Below are 22355 nucleotides of genomic sequence, written 5' to 3' on the forward strand. Positions count from 1 at the left end.
TCTTATGTTATCTTCATTAATATTCATAAACTCTTAAGAATTCTACAATGAAAAAGGCAACTCCAAAACAACCTAGAGCTGCCTGATATTCTATTTAGTATAATCAAACAAACATCGTGCATGATCCTGCACTACTTCAACAAATGCCTCTACTTGTCTTAATTCAAAAGAGGATTCATAACCAATTAGCCAAGTATCGCGTGTAAGACCAAACTCTTTTTCATCATTTGATAGAGGAATTTTATGAATGGCATCGTGGTCATTTAATGTAATAGAAGGTAAGATCGCATAACCGATCCCATTTAAAGCCATTTGCTTACAAATTTCAATTTGATCCACTAAAATTTGTTTTCTTGGATTTGAAGCAAAATGCTGCTGCCACCATTGTTGAATTTCTTGATAATAGTTGGAATCACTCTTATATTGAATAAATGGACGGTCTGTCTTTAACACATCTTCAATTGTTTTAACCTCTTTGTCCACCAAATAAAGAGTATCTCTGAAAAGGTGGATCTTTTCTCCTTTCCAGTCAACTTGGCCTCGTACAATACCTACATGTGCCTCGCCCTCATAAAGAGCTTTCACAATTTCAGAACTCCATCCCGTCATCAGTGATATTTTAGCCTCTGGATATTTGGACACAAAATCCTGCAAGATTTTTGGTAGCCAGTTCTGCCCAACAATGGATGCGCAAGCAATTTTCAATGTCCCGTTTACTTTTGTCGTTAAGGATTGAATCGTTTCAAAAATTTCTTCCTTTTTGGCTAGCATTTCCTTTGCATAAGCAATAACTTGTTCACCAGCAGGTGTCGCTGTTAAACCTTTTTGTGAGCGAATAAATAATTGTGCACCCCAGTCTTTCTCAATCGTTTGTAATCGTTGTGAAAGGGCTGGTTGGGATAAAAATAGACGTTCTGCTGCTTTCCGCATATTGCGTTCTTCAGCTAAGATTTTTAAAATTTCTGCCTCTGTTGCCATCAATCTGTAAACCTCCAATACAAGCAAAGAGGGCCTCATGATTTTCATCTGAGTTCCCTCTTAAGCTACTACTCTTTTTGATAAATATATTTTTTCAATTGCTTTAAAATAACACGTCTTGTTAATATCCCTGCGAATGTACCATCTTCGTCCACTACACATAAAAAGGCGTGGTTAATAACTAAATCCAAAGCACGCTGGAAAGTATCCGTCAGCTTTAATACAGCGATCTCTTTTTCCATAATAGAGTCAACCTTAATATCAGGTAGCTTTTCATATTCAATATGCTCAAGTCCAAGAATCGATTCGGTAATCATTTTCATGCTAAGTAAACCTTGAAGTCGATATTTCAAATCTAATACAGGTATGGACGAGTACCCTGTACGTGTTAGTACAAGGAGTGCATGTTCCGCACTATTTCCACTTTGTACATGCGCAACTTTTTCAGAGGAAATGATAAAATCACTAATTGGCATTGCTAATAAGTCTTTGCTGTTAGTTGAAATCATGAACTTCTTCTCCTTTTCTGTCCTCACTGTGTAGAACAGTCCTTCCCTTTCATCATATCACAACTTTTCTATGTATGACCATGACCAGGCCGAGAAGAGTTTTCATGAACAATGAATTATTTTAGCCTTTACAGCAAAAACTTAGAATATCTTCATCCAGTCAAGTTTTTCGCGACCGAATGAAGATGGTTCTTAACTAATAGCCAGCCTTACTCCAGTAGTAAAAAATCATGATCCCTAAAAAAAGTAAAAAAATTGCATAGACCCAAACAATTGGGTTCAACATCGTTGCATATTCTTCAACCGTTTCTGAAATAGGGGTATCATTTTCAGATTTCCGTTCAGAAGTCATTTTAGCTATTTTTAACGTATAGACAAACGAAATAGCAGAAATGATCACAATGGCAATAATTGCTGGTATTAACCACATACCCATCGGCAAAACTCCTTTCTTTACCCTTAGTATGCGTCAACCCAACTAGTCGTTATGCAAACATTTTTAGAATGGATATTGATTGAGCCACTGCCCACCATCCAAAGTTACACATTCTCCATTCATATAACTTGCTTTGTTAGACATCATAAATGTAGCTAAATCAGCAATTTCTTCTGGTGTTCCTATTCGGCCTAGTGGAACAGAATCTAGTGTACGAGCTGCCGCTGCTTCTGATTCCCAAAGCTTATCGGCTCCACCAGTACGCTCGATTGGACCTGGTGCAATAGCATTAACCCGAATCCCATACTGTTTCCCCCACTCAACAGCTAGCGTTCTCGTCAATGATAGTACCCCTGCTTTTGCTGCAGCAGAATGGATCACACCTGCTCCTGCATTCCAAGCATACGTCGCTACCATATTTAATATAGACCCTTTGATCTTATGTTCAATCCAATACTTGCCTACTACTGAAGAGCAATAAAATGTACCATTTAATACAATATCTACGACAGCCTTCCAGCCGTTCGGTGATAAATCTTCTGCACGTACAATAAAGTTACCTGCTGCATTATTCACAAGCCCATCAACTTGACCAAATTTTTCAATAGCAAATGCGAGCATAGCCTCAGCATGCTCAGGTACTCGTACATCCATTTGGAATGTCTCAATTGAGGGGCCAGCCTCCGCTATAAATTTCTTTGCCTCTGCTAATCGTTCTTCGTTACGACCTGTTATGACAACATTAGCTCCCTCAGTCACGAACTGCTTTGCCATATACAGCCCCATGCCACTTGATCCACCCGTAATAATAATCGTCTTTCCTTGCAACATTCCATTTCCCCCTTTGTTAAAAATGAATGATGATTCACTAAAAGTTTACTATATATTCTCGGATATGTCATATTAATTCTATAGAATGCGAGTTTATTTTCTAAGAAAATATAAAAGAGCCATTCATTCGATTGAATAGCTCTCCAATATCATTAAAACTCATACGTATAGGCAATTTTATATAGCTCCATTATCTCTTCTAAAGTGGGTATCTTCGGATTGTTACCAGGGCTTCCACTTGCAAGTGCATCCTCAGCCATTTTAGGAATGGCCTGATAGTAAGCATGCTCCTCGATTCCCCACTGCTTTAAATTGCCAATTTTCATATACTGACACATATCTTTAATGGACGTAATAGCAAGCTGCGCAAGCTCCTCTTGCGATAGACGTTCTTTTGTTTTATTAAAAAATTGTCCTAAATCTGCCAATCGATCTATACAAGCGTCTTTTGAATAGTCTAGTACAGCTGGTAAAAGCATCGCATTGGAGATGCCATGTGGTACGTGGAAAAGTGCCCCAATCGGACGAGACATTCCATGTACAAGGGCAACAGAAGCATTTGAAAATGACAGCCCTGCCTGCATCGAACCCAACGACATCGCTTCCCTAGCATCAACATCATCTCCATGTTCATAAACCCTTACGATGTTATTCACAATTAATTCCATAGCAGATAAGGCGAGCACATTCGAATAAGGGTGAGCTAAACGCGATAAATAGCTCTCAATGGCATGGCTCAATGCATCTATTCCAGTTGCTGCGGTAATTGCTGGAGGTGAAGTAATGGTTAATATAGGATCAACAATCGCTATAGTGGGCATAAAAGCTGGTTGCTTAATCATCATTTTCACATCACTTTTTGTATTGGTAATAACAGTGGCATCTGTTGCTTCAGAGCCTGTACCTGCTGTTGTTGGTATCGCAATGTGTGGAATTGGTGCATTAGCTGCAACCTTTGCCATTTTCATATAATCTCCTATGTAGCCGCCATTTGTAGCCACTACTGCAATCGCCTTCGCCGTATCAATACAGCTACCACCACCAACAGAAATAATGACATCACAGTTTTCTTTCTGCAAAAGCTGCAATCCCTCTGCTACATACGTATCATCTGGCTCAGTTGTCACCCCTATATATGAAACGACGTCTATCCCTTGGGTCTTTAACAGTGTATGGCATTTCTTGATAAAGCCTAAACTGTCCATAATTGGATCACTAATGATTAATGCCTTTGAACCTAGTTTTTTCGCATACTCTCCTACTTCTTCAAATGAATCTCGACCATATACAATCGTACCTGGTGAATGAACAGTAAAGATGGTTTTTGTTTGAATCATATTTTCCCTCCTAAGCTATTGAGCTGTATAGCCACCATCTAATAGAATGGCCTGGCCGGTTAACCCCTTTGCTACATCACTTGCTAAATATAATGCAAGTCCTGTAATTTCTGAGACATCAAGTAAACGTTTTTGCGGTACAAGTGGATATAACACTTGTTCAAGAACTTCTTCCACTTGAATTCCCCGTGTTTGTGCTAAATCCATAAACTGATTACGTACTAATTCCGTGTCAACATACCCTGGACAAATAGCATTTACCGTAATTCCCTCTGTCGCCACCTCTAGTGCCGTTACCTTAGTAAGCCCAATCACACCATGCTTTGCTGCATTATATCCTGCCTTCCCAGCAAACCCAATGACGCCATTGATGGAGGCCATATTGATAATACGACCAAATTGATTCTTCTTCATATGTGGTAACGCATACTTCATCGCCACAAAGGGAGCAACGACCATCACTTTTTGCATTGACTCAAAAATTTCTGTCTTAAAATCCTCAATAAGCGACACATGTTGAAATCCTGCATTATTGATTAAAATATCTAAGGTTGAGAATTTATGAATCGTAAAATCAATGGCTTCTCTTATGGCTTGTTCTTCTGTCACATCACATATATAGGAAGTTAAAGAGGGGTATTGTGCGACGGCTTCCTCAAGAAGCTGTTCATTTTTATCTGTTATTACAACATTAGCCCCTTGCTCAGCAAATGCTTGTGCCATAGCAAGACCAATACCACGAGCTGCCCCTGTAATAAAAACCGTTTTTCCTTGCATACTTCATCCCTCCTACATCCCTAATGAGAATAATATGATTGCAAGTATTGTACCTATAATAGGGATAATAACCGTCAAGGCTCCAAATGGCATATATGCATCCTTATGCTTTTCATTACATACTGAATTGATGGTTGTCACCACATATCCTCCGTGTGGCAATGAATCTAGCGAACCAGATGCTATAGCGATTGTCCGATGCAACGCTTCTGTATCTACACCCATCTCGATATAATGCGGTGCTAGTAAGGGCATTGCAATTGTTTGTCCCCCTGATGCTGAACCTGTTAAACCAGCAATAACCGCAATGGCTAAGGCTCCTCCAATTAGCGGACTGCCAGGGATATTGGTCATTACATCAACAGTTGCAACAAAGGATGGTGTTGCTTTTACTACCCCGCCAAAACCGACAACAGCCGCCGTATTTGCAATGGCAATAATAGCACCCATTGCACCTGCTGCTAATGTTGCACCAACTGACTTTGCATATTTGTAACTCACTAAATAAGCCACGATACAGCCACTAGTTAAGGCTACAATTAAAGCAGAGGTTCCAAGTGAATCATGGAAAATATAAGAAATGACTAAAACAACTAATAATGGTACAAGACTCAAAAGGGGACTCGGTAGCTTACGTGTTGCATCAGCTACTGGATCGGTAGAGCGCTCAATGAAAACTTCCCCCTTGTTAACAGCGCGTTTAATCATCCAATTCAGCCAAAGCGAGCCACCAACGGCCATAAAAATAGCCACGACAATACTAACTTGCCAACCTGCATATGGAGTTGTACCAAGGTATGGAATTGGTATCCAATTTTGAATCTCAGGTGAGCCTGCTGATGTCATCGTAAATGTGACAGAACCTAGGCCCAGTGCAGCAGGAATAAAACGTCGTGGAAAGTTTGCTTGTTTAAATAAACTAATAGCCATTGGATAAACAGAAAAGGCTACGATAAAAACTGAAACACCACCATATGTGAGTACTGCTGCAGCTAAAACTACAGCATATGTGGCATATTTCACCCCTATTTTTTCTACAATCCATTTTGAGACACTATCTGCAGCGCCTGTATCCTCCATGACTTTACCGAAAATGGCACCCGCCATGAACATTAAATACCATGAACCAACAAATCCGGTGAACCCATCCATATAGCTCGTTAGAAAGTTTGCCTGATCTTTATCAGCTGTTTGAGGAAAAAATGCAAGACCGTTTGTTAAGGCTGCTAACAGCGCAGTTAACGGTGCTGAAATAAGTAGATTTACACCCTTCATTGTTAAATAAACTAATAATGCTAAACTACCAAAAAGACCAATATACGCTAACATTTACACCCCACCCATCCCCTTTTTTAGAAAAAGAGCTGTATAACTCTACAGCTCTAGGTTTTATTAGTCGTTATTGCTTGGGAATGCAAATGTGGATGCTGAAGAGGCATTACCAGCCATCCAACGCTCTGAAATTGTTTTAGTTTTTGTGAAAAATCGTGCTTGGTCTGGACCAAACATATGCCCCTCACCAAAGCGAGAGCCTTTAAAGCCTGCAAAGTTATGGTAGCCAACAGGAATTGGAATTGGTACATTGACACCAACCATGCCAACATCAATTTCTGTTGTAAATTTTCGAGCTGCTAATCCATCATTCGTAAAGATTGTGACACCATTACCTAGCTCATGCTTATTTATTAGTGTAATAGCTTCCTCTAAGGAATCTACACGAACAACATTGCGAGCTGGACCAAATATTTCTTGCTCGTAAACTTCCATGCCTGGTTTTACATGATCTAATAATGTAGGCCCTACATAAAACCCTTTAGACTCTTTGACAATATCAAGTTCTCGTCCGTCACAAATTACTGAAGCTCCTTCGGCTTCCCCTCGATCAATTGCAGTAAGAATTGCTTCTTTTGATTGTTGAGAAATAACAGGGCCAAAATCTGAATCAGGATTTGTATAAGGGCCAACCTTCAGATTCGCGATTTTTTCCTTCAGAATCTCCACGAGACGATCTGCAGTATCCTTTCCTACAGGCATAATGGTAGATATCGCCATACAACGTTGTGAGGCTGCCCCATATGCTGCTCCAATAAAGGCATTGGCTACCTGTTCAAGGTCGGCATCAGGCATTACAACCATATTATTTTTACCCCCACCAAGCGCTGTAACACGCTTTCCATATTTTGATCCAGTTTCATAAATATATTTTGCAACTGGTGTTGATCCAACAAATGAAATCGCTTGCACAGCTGGGTTTTCTAAAAGTTCATTGACCGCATCTTTATCACCATTGATTACTGTCCAAATACCATCAGGCAATCCCGCCTTCTTCCAAAGCTCACTAACATACAATGCTGTCATTGGCACACGCTCTGATGCCTTTAAAACAACCGCATTTCCTACAGCAATGGCCATACTCGTTTGTGCTAGAGGCACCATGATAGGGAAGTTAAATGGAGAAATTGCTGCCACAACCCCTAATGGATATTTTGCAGAATAAGCATTTATTTGACCTCCAACATTTACAGAGTATTCTCCCTTCATTAAGTGTGGTGCACCAATGGCTAAGTCAACAGATTCAAGTCCTCGTGTAATTTCACCTTTAGCATCTTCAATCGTTTTACCGCTTTCAGTACAAATGATTTTTAATAGTTCCTCCATATTTTCAGTGATAAGGTTACGGAACTTTAGTACAATTTCTGCACGCTTAGCCACTGAAGTATCACGCCAAGCTGGAAATGCTGCTTGAGCTTGCTCGATTGCATCTTGTGTTTCTTCTATTGTTGCAAGGGGTACCTTAGCAATGACTTCACCTGTTGTTGGGTTAAATACCGAACCGAATCGGCCACTTTTTCCTTCAACCAATTTGCCACCAATAAAATGTGTTAATGTTTTAACCTCTTGTGCTGTTGTCATATCCATTTCCTCCTCTTAAAATTGTTCTAGTTTACATGTTTCCTTTAAGCTTAAATAAGCTGCAGACATATCTTTTTCTCCATAGCCCTGCTGAGCAATTTCACTATAAAGATCCACTAACTTTTCGCCGATTCGCAGCGATACGCCTGCTTCATCCGCCATTTCCTTAGCTAACTTCAAATCCTTTAATAGTAGATTTGTCGAAAAGCCTGGCTCATAATTATCATTTTTCATATATTCCAAATAATTACGTTCATAAATACGGCTTTGCCCATAACTATTGTTTAATACTTCATAGAGCGTGTCTGCCTGAATACCCATTTTTTCGCCAAGTACAATCGTTTCAGCGACTGCCTCTGTGTAAAAGCCAATCATTAAGTTATTGAGTAATTTAATTCGCGTTCCTATACTTGAAGATGTGCCCAAATGATAAATATTTTTACCGACTATTCTGAATATTTCGCTAGCACTTATATAATCATCTGTGTCACCACCAACCATAATAGTTAATGTCGCATTGATAGCCCCTATGACACCCCCACTGACAGGTGCTCCCAAATAACGTAATCCCGAAGCTATAGCTTCTGTATGTAACGTATCATTCAATTCGGGATTAACAGTACTAAAATCAATCAGTAGGCACCCTTTCTTTGCATGTTGTAAAATTCCTTGCTCTGACTGATAAACCCATTCTACAACCTGAGGGGTAGGCAAGCTTGTCATAATAACATCACATTGCTTCGCGATATCCAGAGCTGTCTCAAGGGCGAAACCACCTGCAGCTGTGAATTGTTCCATTGCTTTCGTATTCGTATCGAAACCATATACCTGATAATCTGCTTTTAATAAGTTAATAGCCATCGGTAAACCCATATTTCCTAAGCCAATAAAGCCTAATTTTTCCTTCATTGTGACCTCCCCATTCCTTGAAAATACAACAGAAAACTTGATGATCTACTAGCCAACTTTCATTTTTTAAAGTAACATTAATAACGAGATAATCTCATTGACTGCAGTCATTGACTTCGGTCATTTAAATCATAATCAATCGAAATCCATCTCGTCAATTAAAAAATTAATATTTTCAGAATATTTTTTTACAAAAGATATTTTACAATATTTTATATAGGAGGTATTAGCTGCTAATGGAAACGCTCACAAGCAGACAGAAAAAGGCATTAGAAACACGTGAAAAATTATTGAAAACTTCTTTAGCTTTATTTAACAAGCATGGTTATGAACATGTTTCTGTTGAACAAATTACGAAGGCATGTAATGTTTCAAAGGGGACATTTTATACACATTTTCCATCTAAATATGATGTTATTTTAGAAAAATTTAAGGAGCTTGATAATTTTTATCGTACAGTTGAAAAAAATATTGATTCCACATTACCAGCAAGTGAAAAAATACTATTAGTGTATCAAGAGCAAATGAACTATTTAACAAATATTGTGGGAAAGGATTTATTACGTACAGTGTATACGGCTGCTATGACAAACCAAGTAGAACAGGATCATTATTTAATCAATCCACAACGTAAGATTTTTCAGATAATGAACACATATATCGAGGAAGGTATTCAACAAGGAGAATTTAGACAAGATGTTTCTGCTACTACCATACAAACACTTATTCAGCGCTGTATGCGTGCCAATGTCTATGATTGGTTAATACATAGTGAAGACTTTGACCTAGCCTCTGAGATGGGGCAATTTACAGCAATTGTCTTAAACGGTCTTAAAAACGGCAAATAAAAAAGTAGCACTTCATCTATTTTGTGATGAAAGTGCTACCGTTTTCTAGCTTACAAAATATTGTTGTACAATTGTTTCAACTGGTAATGGTTTATTATACAAATAGCCTTGCCCTTTTTGACAACGATGGCGTTTGAGAAAATCGACTTGTATTGGTTCTTCAATTCCCTCAGCAATGACCTCTAATCCTAAATTATGAGACATCGAAATGATGGCTTTTATGATGGCTTCATTTTTATCATCCTTTGCTATATCTGCAATAAATGACTGATCAATTTTAATAATATCAATCGGATAACGCTTGAGATAACTTAATGAGGAATAGCCTGTCCCAAAATCATCCACAGACACATAAACACCTAATTGCTTCAGTTCTGTAAGAATCGAAAATGTTTCATGAACATTTGTCATAGAACTTTCAGTAATTTCTACTTCTAATAATTCAGGTGGTACACCATATGTCTTTAAAGCTGTTTTAATTTTTCGGGCAAAATTTTCTTTTCTAAACTGTTTTGGGGATATATTGACTGCAATCCGTACAGGACGATATCCCTTCGATTGCCATTCTTTTTGGTAACGGCATACCTCATCAATAATCCAATCACCGATTTCAATAATCAATCCTGAGGCTTCCGCAATAGGAATAAATTGTGCTGGTGAGACAAAACCAAATTTACGGTTATTCCATCGTAATAATGCTTCAAAGCTATCGATGCTATTATTTGCTAAATCCATTTGCGGTTGAAGATGGAGACTTAGCTCATTAAATTCAATTGCTCGACGTAAATGTGCCTCCATCAATGCTTCGTTTGGAAAAATGGCCGTCATATCTTCACGGTAGTAGCGGTAATGTGAACGACCATGTTCTTTAACAGAAAATAAAGCTTTATCTGCTTTCCGTACAAGTGTCTCGATATCTTTACCATCTGCTGGGCTAAGTGAAATCCCAATCGATACGCTAATAAAATATTCCTGTCCATCTATCATAAATGGCTGTTTTAATACGTCCATAATCAAGTTTGCAGTTCGTTCAATTTTTTGGATGGTTGCATCTTTTAGCACAAAAATAAACTCGTCACTATTATATCGATATAGCGAACACTTTGAGTAGCAAAGCTCCCGTAACCTATGACTAAACATACGCATCAAATCATCTCCCTTGCTCTCTCCAAGGGATTCATTAAACTTTTTAAAACGGTCAATGTCAACTAAAATAATTGCTGCTTGCTTATGCTCTTGCTTTTTATCATTTAAATGCTGTAGCCAATGCTCCTTAAAAGCTTTTCGATTCCAAATACCTGTTAATTCATCCATTAGTGCTAGGTAATAGAATGCTTCATGATCATTCATAAATGAATTAGCATCTTTAACAAATAGGTGGACACCCACAACTTCACCATTATAATAGGTTGGATGCGTTCTTAAATAAAAGGGCTCCTTACTTAGTAAATCACCTTTCAATAAGCATTTAGGCATGCCAAACGCTGAACCTTCGATTGTTTTGGTAAATAATAGTTTAAATTCATTGAGATATTTACTTTCTAGTAATGAAAAAATATCTAGTCCAATTAGACTGTTCTGCTCTCTCGATAGTGTAGCAGTAGCAGCAATATTTTGATGAATTATTCGACCTTGTAAATCTGTCGTTAACACTGGACTTATATGTTGTTCAATGAACTGTAAATAGGGATTTTCTTCAAATGATGTCGCTCGAAGAATAATGGCAACTATTGATTCAGAAAAGTGCTGAACATGAAGCACAAATGTTTTCTCTTGAAGACCGTTACCTAATTTTAGAGTATGCTGTTTATTGATTTCTTCAATTAGAAATCCCGACAATTGCAGCCAGCATTGCTTAGTAAAAAAGTTCTCAGCGTTTTTGGCTGTTATATCCTCCAACTCAATCATTGACGATAGCTTTTCATTAAATTCAACGACCTCAAACACTGTCTTATCAACTTGTCTCAAACAAATGATTGCATCAAATGGATTTAGTTGCATGAGCTGTTGATATTCTGCAAATGGCGCTACATTTTCTCTACATTTTTTCATTCTATCCCTCACTAAGTAGCGTGTTTGCTCTATTCTTCGTCTAGCGTAGGCTTTAATGCATCCTTCAAGAAAATTTCCTGGCTATTTAATGGATCTTCGCTACGATCAAACTCTTTATAATGATACTTACCATTAGAGTCTTGAATTCGGGCTTTGGCAGTATCCATTAATTGTGCATTCATTATGTCAATAATACGAGTTTTTGCTTCACTTGCATATACAGGGAATAAAATTTCTACACGTTTAATCATATTGCGTGTCATCATATCCGCAGAGGATAAATATACTTTATTTTCCCCATTATGATGGAACCAATAAATACGAGAGTGCTCAAGGAAACGACCAACAATACTTGTTACGGTAATGTTTTCACTAACACCTGGGATTCCTGGTCTAATACAGCATATACCACGAATAATAAGTTCGACCTTTACACCAGCAATTGATGCCTCATAAAGCTTCATCATTAAATCTTTGTCTGTCAATGAATTCATTTTTGCACGAATAAAACCATTTCCATATTTTTTATGACAGGCAATTTCCTCATCCATTAAACGAATAAATTCATCTCGTATATCAAATGGAGCAACGACTAAATGATTAAAGGTTGGCTTTTCTGTATAGCCACTTAAGTAGTTAAAGAAATTTGTCGCATCAATGCCAAACTCTTTATCTGTCGTTATTATGCCCATATCCGTATAGATTTTTGCAGTAGCATCATTATAATTTCCTGTACCCAAGTGGACAAAACGTTCAATTTTGCCGTTACGACGACTAACGACTAGCGTGATTTTTGAGTGTGTTTTTAAATTATTCATCCCATAAATCACAAGACAACCTGCTTGTTCTAATTGTTTTGCCCAGTGCACATTGTTTTCTTCATCGAAGCGAGCCTTTAGCTCCACTAATACCGTTACTTGTTTACCGTTTTCAGCGGCAAGCTTTAACGCTTGAATAATCGGTGAATTCCCACTTACTCGATATAATGTCTGTTTTATAGCCAGCACATTCGGGTTGACAGCGGCCTCAGAAATAAAATCAACAATAGGGGCAAAAGATTCATATGGATGATGGAAAAATATATCCTGTTGAAGTGCTTTTTCAAAAATATTTTCGTCAGACTGTAAATCTAAAGGTGGCTGTGGGATAAAGCTTTCATATTCTAAATGCTCACGACCTACTGAAATACCTTTCACAAAAGAGAACATAAACGTTAAATCCAAAGGACCATCAATATGGAATACATCAGATTCTTCTATTTCGAATTCATCTAGTAAGTATTGCAGCACTTCCTCGTTCATTTCTCCAACTCGAACTTCTAAACGGCTTCCTAGACCCCATTTTCGCTTTTTCAGCTCTTTTTCGATCTCCACAAGAAGATCTCGAGCCCCTTCTTCATGGATAGTTAAATCTGCATTTCTTGTTAAGCGGAAGGCTTGTGCTGATTTTACGCTATAGCCATAAAACAGCTTTTCAATATGCGCTACTATCACATCCTCCAATAAAACTACAACTGTCTTTCCTTCTTCGGACGGTACTTTTATATAGCGATCTAACACAGATGGAACCTGGACAATCGCCACTTTTTCACGACTTTCAAGATCTGACTCATCCTGCTCTAACAGCACTAGTAAATTCAAAGTTTTACCAAGTAAAGTTGGGAAAGGACGATAGGCATCCACTGCAACAGGTGTTAAAACAGGGAAGATAGTTTCTGCAAACATTTCATTGATAAATGATTTTTGCTTGCTATTTAAATCTTTCATATCCGCAATATGTACATTTTGTTGAGGTAGTAAATCATAGATTAAATGTCTATATACCTCAGTTTGTCGTCGCACTAATGCTTGTGTGCGTTCTGCTATTTTGGCCAACTGTTCCTTCGGCGTTAAGCCAGATTTGTTTTCAGGCTTATGAAAACCAGCACGTACCTGATCCTGTAAGCCTGCCACACGTACCATAAAAAATTCATCTAGATTGGAACTAAATATAGCTAAAAATTTTAAACGCTCGAGCAGAGGATTATTAATATCCTCTGCTTCCTCTAGCACTCGCTCATTAAAGGCAAGCCAGCTTAATTCACGATTATTATAATATTGAGGCTTTGCAATTTCCTCTAACAATAGATTGTAGTTTTCGGAAAATTCTTCCCCATGTAGCTCGTTTTTCGTTACTTCAGTTGTCATCCATTGTTCCACCCTTCTTCAATAAAATTGATCTTCATTGGGATTTTTAATGCACGTTCTAAATGCTTTCTATGTCGATTGGCTTGATACTTTTCAGCCGCGGCATTCTTTTTTACATAAATATTAAGCTGAACATGATCTTCTTCGGTGTGCATTTCAATAGCATGTACTATGTTGCGTTTTGAAACATTTAATGCATAGACAAATTTTAATAGCGCTCCGAAATCTCTTATTTTACGAAGTTCCTCCCGACTCATCCATGTAGCAAATGGAGCAGCAAATCGTTCGAAATAATCTTTATTTTTATAAGAGGCAAGAAGTGCTAGTTTTACTCGTTCTAAATGATTTAAACCATCAATAGATTGATTCGCAATTAAATAAAAAGTATGTTGGCTTGAAGAGCTTAATTCGATATACTCTCCTATATTAAAAACCTTCGCCGCTTTTGCCAATAAATGCAAATCATCTGGATGATATTGCAAATAGCCTAAATGACAACATTCACGATACAATTGGTCTGCTAAATGCATTAAATAATCTACTTCCATTTCACTCCGACCATACTGCCGTGCTAAGCTTCTAGCATTTCCTTCAAAGACATTATATTTATCAAATGCCTGCGTATCTGTTTGCAAAATCCGTTCAATAATGAGTCCCTCACGTAAACCTCGCTTTGTCAGTTGGAAAGTCTCACTACCAACTACCTCCATCAACACTCTAAATACCTCTAATGCGGGAACAATGATATCTGCACGGTCCGATGAGAGACCATCCAATTGTTTCAATTCCTGAAAGCTTAATTGCCCTAAAAATAAGCTTAAATCATCCAAATTTTCCTTTGTCATTTCATAACCATGAACGCTGGCAATAGGGTAATCATGCTTTTGCTGATGTATTTGAGCAATATTCCGCGCACTACCACCAATTGCGATAATAGGTAGCGCAACATTTTTTATCCAAGGGAGTGTTTGGAACTGCTCTTTGACAAAGGTAAGAAGCTCTTTTTTCTCACTACTATTGATAATGTCACCTTTTACAAAACGTTGCTTTAAAGAAACTGTCCCAAAAGGAAAACTATGTGATTGCTGAATTTCTTTATTTTCAAACAGCGTAATTTCGGTACTACCCCCACCGATATCGATCGTTACGGCCGATTTCGTACCCATGGAGTAGGCAACAGCAACGTAGCCAAAATAGGCTTCTTCCTCTTCTGATAAAAGCTCTATTTGGATACCAGTCCGTTCTTTCATTTCCTCTATAATTTTGTCTCGATTAGTGGCTTGTCGAATAGCCGCAGTCGCCGCAGCTTTTACATCTGTTACTTCAAAATCCTCAAGCATGGCTTTAAATGTTAATAAAGTTTCTGATAACACTTGAATACCTTCATCAGACATCTCTCCTGAGGGCTGTAAATATGTACGCAATCGTGCTACCGTTTTAATATTTCCAAGCTCACGAAGTCCCTCTTCATTAGCATATTGATATAATACTAATCGGATCGTATTGGAGCCGATATCAATAATAGCTGTTTTTAATTCATTCAAATAATCACATCCTTCAAGCATCTACCATTTATTTTGTTCATATTATTTGGACATATACAAAAAATCGGACCCTCTTAATTCAGGCATCCGACTTTACTTTCATTTATTTATACTTGCAGGATACCCATTATTAAAATTGAGAAGTATCAAGCCATGGTGATTACAGAATAAGTTGGTCAACACGTAAAATGAGCTCTGCAATTTCTGGCTTACTTATTTGATCCTCAGCCCCTACTTGATCACCTTTATGACGAAGGTCATCTGTAATTAGACTTGAAAAAATGATAACAGGAAGCTTTTGAAGATCGGGATGCTCTTTGATTTTTCGTGTTAAATGATGGCCATCCATTTGTGGCATTTCAATATCCGTTACCACCAATTGAATATGCTCAGCTATGTCACTACCACTCTTTGCAATTCCCTCTAAATATTCATAAGCATCGCGGCCATTTTCAAAGAATTCAACATTGTCATAACCAGCTTCACTCATTGTATCGAACAGTAATTTACGTAATAACGGTGAATCTTCTGCAATTAAAATTCGCTTTCCAGATCGCTCACGTTTACCGAGCTTTTTAACAGATTCCACACTAATTCCTGATGCAGGATTGATATCCACCATAATTCTTTCGAAATCTAGTAATAGAATCATTTGCTCATTCTGTTTAATCACTCCGATTACTTGCGATGTACCTCCCTGATACATATCTGAAGGCTTTTCAATTTGATTCCAAGAAATACGATGAATTTGTGTTACATTATCTACATGGAAAACGACACGTTGTTTATTAAATTCTGCTACAATATATTTTTGTTGTGGATTACGCTCAGCACCTTGAATCCCTAATACTCGTAGCATATCTACAACAGGTAATACCTCACCTCGTAATTGAATGATTCCTTCTACATGCGGGTGCGCGTGTGGGATAAACGTTACTGGGATCGGTTGAATAATTTCTTTTACTTTAATAACATTGATGCCGAATTTATTGTTTGCTACTTCAAATTCAACAATCTCTAGCTCATTTGTGCCACTTTCTAATAATATTCCTTTATGTTCCAATGCAACCCCGCTCCTTTCTCTACATCTGTTTATAATTCAATTGTATCATAGGCAATACATTTCTCCTACTTGCTATTTCCATTTTTATCATTAACTTTTAGATGTACCAATAGACCAACGACAGTCATAACGATCAACGTTGATAATGCTACACGACTAGCAATAGTACCATAATCCTTCATCCACAATGTAACCGTTCCATATATGGCTGGACCAATAATGGATGAAACTTTACCTGAAAAAGCAAACAACCCAAAAAATTGTCCACGTTTCTCATTCGGTGATAATTCAATAATATAGGTCCGAGATGTCACCCACATTGAGCCAAGTGATATACCAAATAGACTACCAGCAAGCCAGAACATCCATTGTGCTGAAGCAAAAACAGCGAATATCAAAGCAACAATCATAATAAGGGCAACAATTGTAATGGCACGTTTAGCGCCTATTGATTTCGTAATATACCCAAAGGCAAGTGACCCAATGATTGTTGAGACAGTAGAGACCAAATAAAGAACGATAAATTGGCCAGAACTAAAGCCAACAATTGTTGTCGCATAAACAGCCATCATAGCAATCGTTGTAGCAATGGCATCATTTAAAAAGAAATAAGCAATCATAAAGGTAAAGATTGCTTTATATTGCTTCATATCTTTAAATGTTTGAATGATTTCTTTATAACCATCTAAAAACTTTAAGGACTTCCGTTGTGACTTTGGGATCGGTGTATCTTTATTAATTAAGAATAATGGCAATGAAAAGAGTAAATACAGAATGGCTGTTGGAATAAACGCCCGATGAAAATCGCTGTTACCAACATACAAGTAAACAAGTAATCCAAAAAGTGTACCAAGATACCCAATTGCAACACCATACCCTGAAATGAGTGGCATCTCTTCTTTTGTTCCTAGATCGCCCATCATAGAATCATAAAATACTAAACTTGAATTAAAGAAAAATTTTGCTATGACAAAACTTGCAACTACCAAAAATAAACTAAGAGGCACACCAGAGTAATTGACAGTGGTTTGTACATTCGCAAATATTCCCATCATAAACGTAAACACAATAGATATGGAAGCAAACCATACAATAAATCTCTTTTTATAACCTGTGTTATCAATCCACACACCGAAAAGTGGTGAAAAGATAACGAGCAACAAGCTTGCAATGGCATTTGCATAAGATATAAAGGTGCTCGCAACTTGTTGCATGACTTCATTTGTTCCTAAAACCTCATCCATGTAAAAGGGAAAAAATATTGTATTTATATTTGAAGAAAAAATTGTATTCGCAAAATCATAAAATGCCCATGAAAGTATCGGTAATGATAAATAAATGGCTAATTGACTTCGATGTTGTACGTCTATAGCTGTACTCTTCTTCATAAAACCCTCCTCTCCATTCTCTATAATAAACAATTAATTTCTCTCTGAAATAAAAAATACCTTTTTTTAAAGAAAATTAATATTATTTACAATATAACAGTAAATTCACTGAAAAATAACTGCCAAATGGTCGATAATTGAACACTTGTTTTCTGTGTAAAATCAAAAAAGGTATTCAAGCCCCTCGCTTGAATACCTTTTTATCATTCTATATCTATTGTCACCCATTCAGAGGACCATTGCTCAATCGCTTTTAACACGGGTGCAATAGCATACCCCTTTTCCGTCAGTTCATACTCAATGACAACTGGTGTTGATGGAATTACTGTACGTAGCACTATTTGCTCAGTCTCTAACTCCTTTAAACGTTCTGTTAATACACGACTACTAATATTCAGCTGATTTTTAATAGTCGAATACCTTTGCGGACCATCTAGTAGCTGATAAATAAGTAGTGTATTCCAACGATGATTTAATATCATGAGTGCTTTTTCAAATCGTGGACAAATATTTTTTTGATCCAAATCACTTACCCCCTTTGTATATTAGTTCCTATTTAACAGTATATCACTTTTTTAAAAAGCCTGTTCTAAAAATACATTAAGTTACTTGACAAAAGTTGTTTTTAAAAATAAACTAAGTTACGAATTGTAAGCAAAAAAAGAAAAGGAGTTACTTTATTATGCAAAATATTGGTTCAACAATTTTACGTATCGTTCTAGGCGTTATTTTTGCAGTGCATGGTTTCCAAAAATTTCAAGGTGGTATTAGCTATACAGCTGACTTCTTTGAAAGCCTAGGTATACCAGGATTTATGGCGTATATCGTGGCAATTATTGAATTAGTAGGTGGAATTGCAATTATTTTAGGTTTAGCAACAAGAATATTTGGTGCTTTATTAACCATTACAATGATTGTGGCGATCTTTACAGCAAAACTTAGCATCGGCTTTATCGGGGCAGATGGATTGGCTGGTTATGAATTAGATTTAGCTTTAGGTGCAATAGCTCTTTACTTTGCTCTCGCAGGCGCATCAAACTTCTCACTGGATTCTCAACTTTTCGGGAAAGAGTAGAACAAAAAAACCTGAAGGTCTTCCATTTAAGGAGTCTTCAGGTTTCCTATTCATATTCGCATCGAGAATTATTTATAATACTTTAAGAGTGCTTGTGTACCATTATCACCATAGCCTGCTGCGATTAATTTCTCATACATTTCATAGGCTAATGCAAGTCCTGGTAATGTGATGCCCATTTTGTTTGACTCATCTAAAGCTATTTTCATATCCTTTACAAAATGTTTAATATAAAAGCCTGGTGCAAAATCTTCTTTTATCATACGTGGGGCTAAATTGCTTAAAGACCATGAACCTGCTGCACCTGAAGAGATCGATTGTAATACGGTCGGTAAATCTAATCCTGCCTTTAGTCCATAAGCTAGTGATTCACACACGCCAATCATACCAGAGGCAATGACAATTTGATTGCACATCTTTGCATGCTGCCCAGCTCCTGCTTCACCCTGATAAATTATATTTTCACCAAATTGCTTCATAATGGGCAATACCTTGTCGTATGTGTCCTGATCGCCACCCATCATGATAGACAAAGTGCCATTTTGTGCACCAATATCCCCACCTGAAACAGGGGCGTCTAAAGCCTCTACACCAATGGATTGAGCATGCATATAAATTTTCTTTGCTAAAGATGGCTCTGAAGTCGTCATATCAATGACAATGTTGCCTTGTTCTGCTGTTTGGAAGAGGCCATTTCCCCCAAAATATACTTCCTCTACATCTGAAGGATAACCAACCATTGTAAAGGCAATTTCATGATTTTTAAATGCTTCAGCAGGTGAGCTTGCCCATGAAGCCCCTAGAGCAACAAGAGGCTCTGCTTTTTCTTGCGTACGAGTATAGACGGTTACTTCATGACCATTTTTTAATAAATGCTTAATAATACTAGCACCCATTACTCCAGTTCCAATAAATGCAATACGTTTCTTTGTCATATGTACATGCTCCTTTGTTTTAGAATGTGTGTACTCTCCGTGGGAGTCCAACTCTCTATCTTTTCAGTTTAGGTGAATGAATGGAATAATTCAAACTCTTCCCACAACTTGTACTAAAATTTATATGTAGGGCATATATACCGAATAAGCAAAAAAAGAGAGCAAGTGATTGGGGGATCACTGCTCTAAAGGGGGAAATGAGAATGTTGCTGTGTTCATAGTAAGTTATTCCCCATTGAAATGCATTTTAAACATATATGTTAAAATGTTTTTTACTCTGAATACTGGAACAATCTTTTTTAGTTTTCTTGGTCTTTTTCTTCTTCAAATGCCATCTGTCTATAATAAGTATTCATTAACTGATCTAATCTGCGACTCAGTTGAATGGTTTTTGCATTTTGTAACCCGTTTTCTACACCTGAGCGAATCATCATCTCACGAGTTTGTTCCATTTGTTTCAAGAGTAGATTGACCATTCATACAACCCTCCACACACAAATAATCATACCATTATTATACATTTATATTTCATTTCTTACAGCATTAACTTACGACAATGTTCGACAAATTAACTTCTAGGTGTTTCAGTATAAGTATAGATAATTCGCCCATTTTGCTTGGCCTCACCTCTGAAATGTTTAAATAATGGGTGTTTTACAAGAATTTCACGAAATTCGTAAAATTCTTCCTTTTGAATTTCAATACTTTCCCTTTCCCCATTTTGTAATTGTTTAAGCATATTTTCGTATTTTTCCATGAACTTTATTCCTCTCTTTGCCTCATTTGTGTAATAAATTATGAATTATTTAAAAAAAGCTTTACGTTTACCAATTTTTCATGCAAACTGTATATTATTAGTCGATGAAGGAGCTGACTGTCTGTGAAAATAGCTGAAGTTGGAAATATTATCGAGTTTAAAAATGGTCTCCAAGGTATTGTAGAAAAGGTAAATGAAAATTCGGTGATCGTTAATTTAACATATATGGAGAATTTTGATTCCCTTGAAATTGAAGAAAAAACGGTCGTCAATCATAAACGATATAAAATTTTATATACTAATGAAGCTTAATAGTCTGAATAGTCCCTATTTGTCTTAATAGATGATAAGGGACTATTTTTTTGATAAGATTAAGGTATGGAGGTCGAATATGCTAACAAATTCGAAACAAACAATACTATTTCTCCTTTCTTTATTATTCGTTTATGGCATGCTTGCTTTTACCTTTGCTAACCAAGCTGTATTTTGGTACATGTATGCATTCACTTTACTAGTATGTATTGCCATTGCCATTTTAGCTGGCTCCATTGAAGATCAATTACCTACATGGCAATTTTTACTCTTCGGTATTGGATACGGTACCATCACATATGGTATTATTCGCTTTGGTTACTGGCTCGCTCCATATATTAATAATAACTTAGTACAATCCGTTCAAAAATTTTTAGCAAGCTACGGACCACAAAATATTTGGCACTATGTTTTACTCGTATTTATCGTCGCCATAGGTGAAGAATTATTTTGGCGTGGTTATATCCAACAACAGTTAAAACGTTTTATGCGTCCTCCGCTGGCTGTCATAGTTACCGCAGTATTATGTGCTGTATCAATTGCCCTTAGCGGATTTATGCTTGGTGTCATTGCTGCATTGGTAACAAGCATTGTTTGGGGCTTCTTATATGAATGGCGTAAAAGTATGCCACTTGTTATTGTAGCTCATGTCGTTTTTGTACTATTATTATTTTTAGTGTTGCCTTTAACATCATAACATTAATATTTGGAAACATTTTATCTTTACTAACGTTTAATTTAGAAAAGGAGGGTTTTTTATGCAAAAAAAATTAATTTCTATTCTTGCATTATTACTAACAGCCGTATTAGTTGTAGGTTGTAATACATCTGATAAAACAGGGGATTCAGATGCTCAACAAAATGAGCCATCAAATACTGCTGCCGATCAAAAACCATCTGGAGATGATACAGCAGGTGAATCAAACGAGGAAGAAGAAGAGACACCTGCATCCAATGAAACAAATACAGAGGATGCTTCTAAACAGCCTCAACAAGATGTAAAATACGTCCAAAATGGTGTAGATAAAACAGAAAAGGCAACTGAATCAGCAAGTGTTGATCAAAGCTATAAACTACAACAGCTTCCTGGATTTACACTGACACAAGAAGAGCCTGGTAAAGACATGTTAGTGTCCAATGATGATGACGAAGTGTTTATGCGTATTGAAACAATTGAAGCTTCACAATCAAGCTTTGAAGAAGTAAAAACAACTATGCAAGATTATATGAACGCAGTAGGTGAAACAGTAGCTCTAACTGCTGAGGAATTAGCAGCATTCAAAGATGTTCAAAATATCGAGGGTTATGTTGTGGACTTCGACACTGAGAAAGTAATTGGAGTCGTCCTTGAGAAAGATGGTCTCATTACAAAATTAACTATTCATGATAATGATGAACAGGATTTAACAGATGCTATGCTTAATATGGCAGCGACTATATCTAAAAAATAATAAAATGCTAAGGACGATAGACAAAGTCTATCGTCCTTCTATTTGATCATAAAA

Annotated in this window: 23 protein-coding genes; 5 read left to right on the forward strand and 18 right to left on the reverse strand. The window is 37.0% G+C overall.

Annotation, left to right across the window (positions count from 1 at the left end; translation table 11 throughout):
* Positions 1-90: 90 nt before the first annotated feature.
* From EW028_RS16815 to EW028_RS16855, 9 genes are all read right to left on the reverse strand, one after another.
* The gene (locus EW028_RS16815) at positions 91-978 is read right to left on the reverse strand and encodes a transcriptional regulator CcpC (RefSeq protein WP_112117431.1); all 888 of its coding nucleotides are present in this window, start codon (positions 976-978) and stop codon (positions 91-93) included.
* A 68-nt stretch (positions 979-1046) separates the two neighbouring features.
* Positions 1047-1487, reverse strand: coding sequence for a cyclic-di-AMP-binding protein CbpB (gene cbpB / locus EW028_RS16820; RefSeq protein ID WP_004224640.1), 441 nt, complete (start codon positions 1485-1487; stop codon positions 1047-1049).
* Positions 1488-1683: 196 nt separating this feature from the next.
* A complete protein-coding gene (locus EW028_RS16825) occupies positions 1684-1923 on the reverse strand; it encodes a hypothetical protein (protein WP_048391979.1) in 240 nt (79 codons plus the stop codon).
* A gap of 63 nt (positions 1924-1986) precedes the next feature.
* The gene (fadH, locus tag EW028_RS16830) at positions 1987-2754 is read right to left on the reverse strand and encodes a 2,4-dienoyl-CoA reductase (protein ID WP_036075751.1); all 768 of its coding nucleotides are present in this window, start codon (positions 2752-2754) and stop codon (positions 1987-1989) included.
* A 152-nt stretch (positions 2755-2906) separates the two neighbouring features.
* Positions 2907-4091, reverse strand: a complete 1185-nt coding sequence (locus tag EW028_RS16835) for an iron-containing alcohol dehydrogenase (protein ID WP_131521690.1) — start codon at positions 4089-4091, stop codon at positions 2907-2909.
* Between the two features lie 15 nt (positions 4092-4106).
* Positions 4107-4868 carry a 3-hydroxybutyrate dehydrogenase gene (locus tag EW028_RS16840; RefSeq protein WP_131521691.1) on the reverse strand — a complete coding sequence of 254 codons (762 nt, stop codon included), beginning with the start codon at positions 4866-4868 and terminating at the stop codon, positions 4107-4109.
* A 12-nt stretch (positions 4869-4880) separates the two neighbouring features.
* Positions 4881-6197, reverse strand: coding sequence for a GntP family permease (locus tag EW028_RS16845; protein ID WP_131521692.1), 1317 nt, complete (start codon positions 6195-6197; stop codon positions 4881-4883).
* 63 nt (positions 6198-6260) lie between these two features.
* Positions 6261-7781 (reverse strand): CoA-acylating methylmalonate-semialdehyde dehydrogenase, encoded by a 1521-nt coding sequence (locus tag EW028_RS16850; protein WP_131521693.1) that lies wholly within the window; start codon positions 7779-7781, stop codon positions 6261-6263.
* Positions 7782-7796: 15 nt separating this feature from the next.
* Positions 7797-8690 carry an NAD(P)-dependent oxidoreductase gene (locus EW028_RS16855; protein ID WP_131521694.1) on the reverse strand — a complete coding sequence of 298 codons (894 nt, stop codon included), beginning with the start codon at positions 8688-8690 and terminating at the stop codon, positions 7797-7799.
* A 236-nt stretch (positions 8691-8926) separates the two neighbouring features.
* Here EW028_RS16855 and EW028_RS16860 point away from each other — a divergent pair, with 236 nt between their 5' ends.
* Positions 8927-9538: a TetR/AcrR family transcriptional regulator gene (locus tag EW028_RS16860; RefSeq protein WP_131521695.1), complete on the forward strand. Its 612-nt coding sequence runs from the start codon at positions 8927-8929 to the stop codon at positions 9536-9538.
* Positions 9539-9583: 45 nt separating this feature from the next.
* On the opposite strand, the gene EW028_RS16865 is transcribed toward EW028_RS16860, so the two are convergent.
* The 6 genes from EW028_RS16865 to EW028_RS16890 form a co-directional block, all read right to left on the reverse strand.
* Positions 9584-11590, reverse strand: a complete 2007-nt coding sequence (locus EW028_RS16865) for a GGDEF and EAL domain-containing protein (RefSeq protein ID WP_131521696.1) — start codon at positions 11588-11590, stop codon at positions 9584-9586.
* A 29-nt stretch (positions 11591-11619) separates the two neighbouring features.
* Positions 11620-13776, reverse strand: a complete 2157-nt coding sequence (locus EW028_RS16870) for an RNA degradosome polyphosphate kinase (protein WP_131521697.1) — start codon at positions 13774-13776, stop codon at positions 11620-11622.
* Positions 13773-15320 carry a Ppx/GppA family phosphatase gene (locus tag EW028_RS16875; RefSeq protein ID WP_131521698.1) on the reverse strand — a complete coding sequence of 516 codons (1548 nt, stop codon included), beginning with the start codon at positions 15318-15320 and terminating at the stop codon, positions 13773-13775. Before EW028_RS16875 ends, EW028_RS16870 begins: the two co-directional genes overlap by 4 nt.
* A 160-nt stretch (positions 15321-15480) precedes the next feature.
* The gene (locus EW028_RS16880; protein ID WP_048391990.1) at positions 15481-16383 is read right to left on the reverse strand and encodes a chemotaxis protein; all 903 of its coding nucleotides are present in this window, start codon (positions 16381-16383) and stop codon (positions 15481-15483) included.
* Between the two features lie 65 nt (positions 16384-16448).
* Positions 16449-17771, reverse strand: coding sequence for an MFS transporter (locus tag EW028_RS16885; RefSeq protein ID WP_131521699.1), 1323 nt, complete (start codon positions 17769-17771; stop codon positions 16449-16451).
* A 203-nt stretch (positions 17772-17974) separates the two neighbouring features.
* Entirely contained in the window at positions 17975-18295 is a 321-nt protein-coding gene (locus EW028_RS16890) for a winged helix-turn-helix transcriptional regulator (protein WP_016992449.1), read from the reverse strand.
* 158 nt (positions 18296-18453) lie between these two features.
* Between EW028_RS16890 and EW028_RS16895 the strand changes: the two genes are divergently transcribed.
* Positions 18454-18846 carry a DoxX family protein gene (locus EW028_RS16895; protein WP_131521700.1) on the forward strand — a complete coding sequence of 131 codons (393 nt, stop codon included), beginning with the start codon at positions 18454-18456 and terminating at the stop codon, positions 18844-18846.
* A gap of 68 nt (positions 18847-18914) precedes the next feature.
* Here EW028_RS16895 and EW028_RS16900 read toward each other — a convergent pair whose 3' ends face one another.
* The 3 genes from EW028_RS16900 to EW028_RS16910 all read right to left on the reverse strand — a co-directional run bounded on the left by EW028_RS16900 (position 18915) and on the right by EW028_RS16910 (position 20538).
* Positions 18915-19781 (reverse strand): NAD(P)-dependent oxidoreductase, encoded by an 867-nt coding sequence (locus EW028_RS16900; protein ID WP_131521701.1) that lies wholly within the window; start codon positions 19779-19781, stop codon positions 18915-18917.
* Between the two features lie 299 nt (positions 19782-20080).
* Positions 20081-20257 (reverse strand): aspartyl-phosphate phosphatase Spo0E family protein, encoded by a 177-nt coding sequence (locus tag EW028_RS16905; protein WP_080717115.1) that lies wholly within the window; start codon positions 20255-20257, stop codon positions 20081-20083.
* A gap of 92 nt (positions 20258-20349) precedes the next feature.
* Entirely contained in the window at positions 20350-20538 is a 189-nt protein-coding gene (locus EW028_RS16910; RefSeq protein WP_016992451.1) for a hypothetical protein, read from the reverse strand.
* A gap of 123 nt (positions 20539-20661) precedes the next feature.
* On the opposite strand from EW028_RS16910, the gene EW028_RS16915 reads away from it, so the two are divergent.
* The 3 genes from EW028_RS16915 to EW028_RS16925 all read left to right on the forward strand — a co-directional run bounded on the left by EW028_RS16915 (position 20662) and on the right by EW028_RS16925 (position 22301).
* Entirely contained in the window at positions 20662-20850 is a 189-nt protein-coding gene (locus EW028_RS16915) for a YkvS family protein (protein ID WP_004224583.1), read from the forward strand.
* A 79-nt stretch (positions 20851-20929) separates the two neighbouring features.
* Complete coding sequence (locus EW028_RS16920; protein ID WP_131521702.1) at positions 20930-21547, forward strand: CPBP family intramembrane glutamic endopeptidase; 618 nt, start codon at positions 20930-20932, stop codon at positions 21545-21547.
* Positions 21548-21608: 61 nt separating this feature from the next.
* On the forward strand, positions 21609-22301 hold the full coding sequence (locus EW028_RS16925; RefSeq protein ID WP_131521703.1) for a hypothetical protein: 693 nt from the start codon (positions 21609-21611) through the stop codon (positions 22299-22301).
* Positions 22302-22355: the final 54 nt, after the last annotated feature.

It is taken from the genome of Lysinibacillus sp. OL1, from assembly GCF_004332175.1.
Lineage (GTDB): Bacteria > Bacillota > Bacilli > Bacillales_A > Planococcaceae > Lysinibacillus > Lysinibacillus capsici.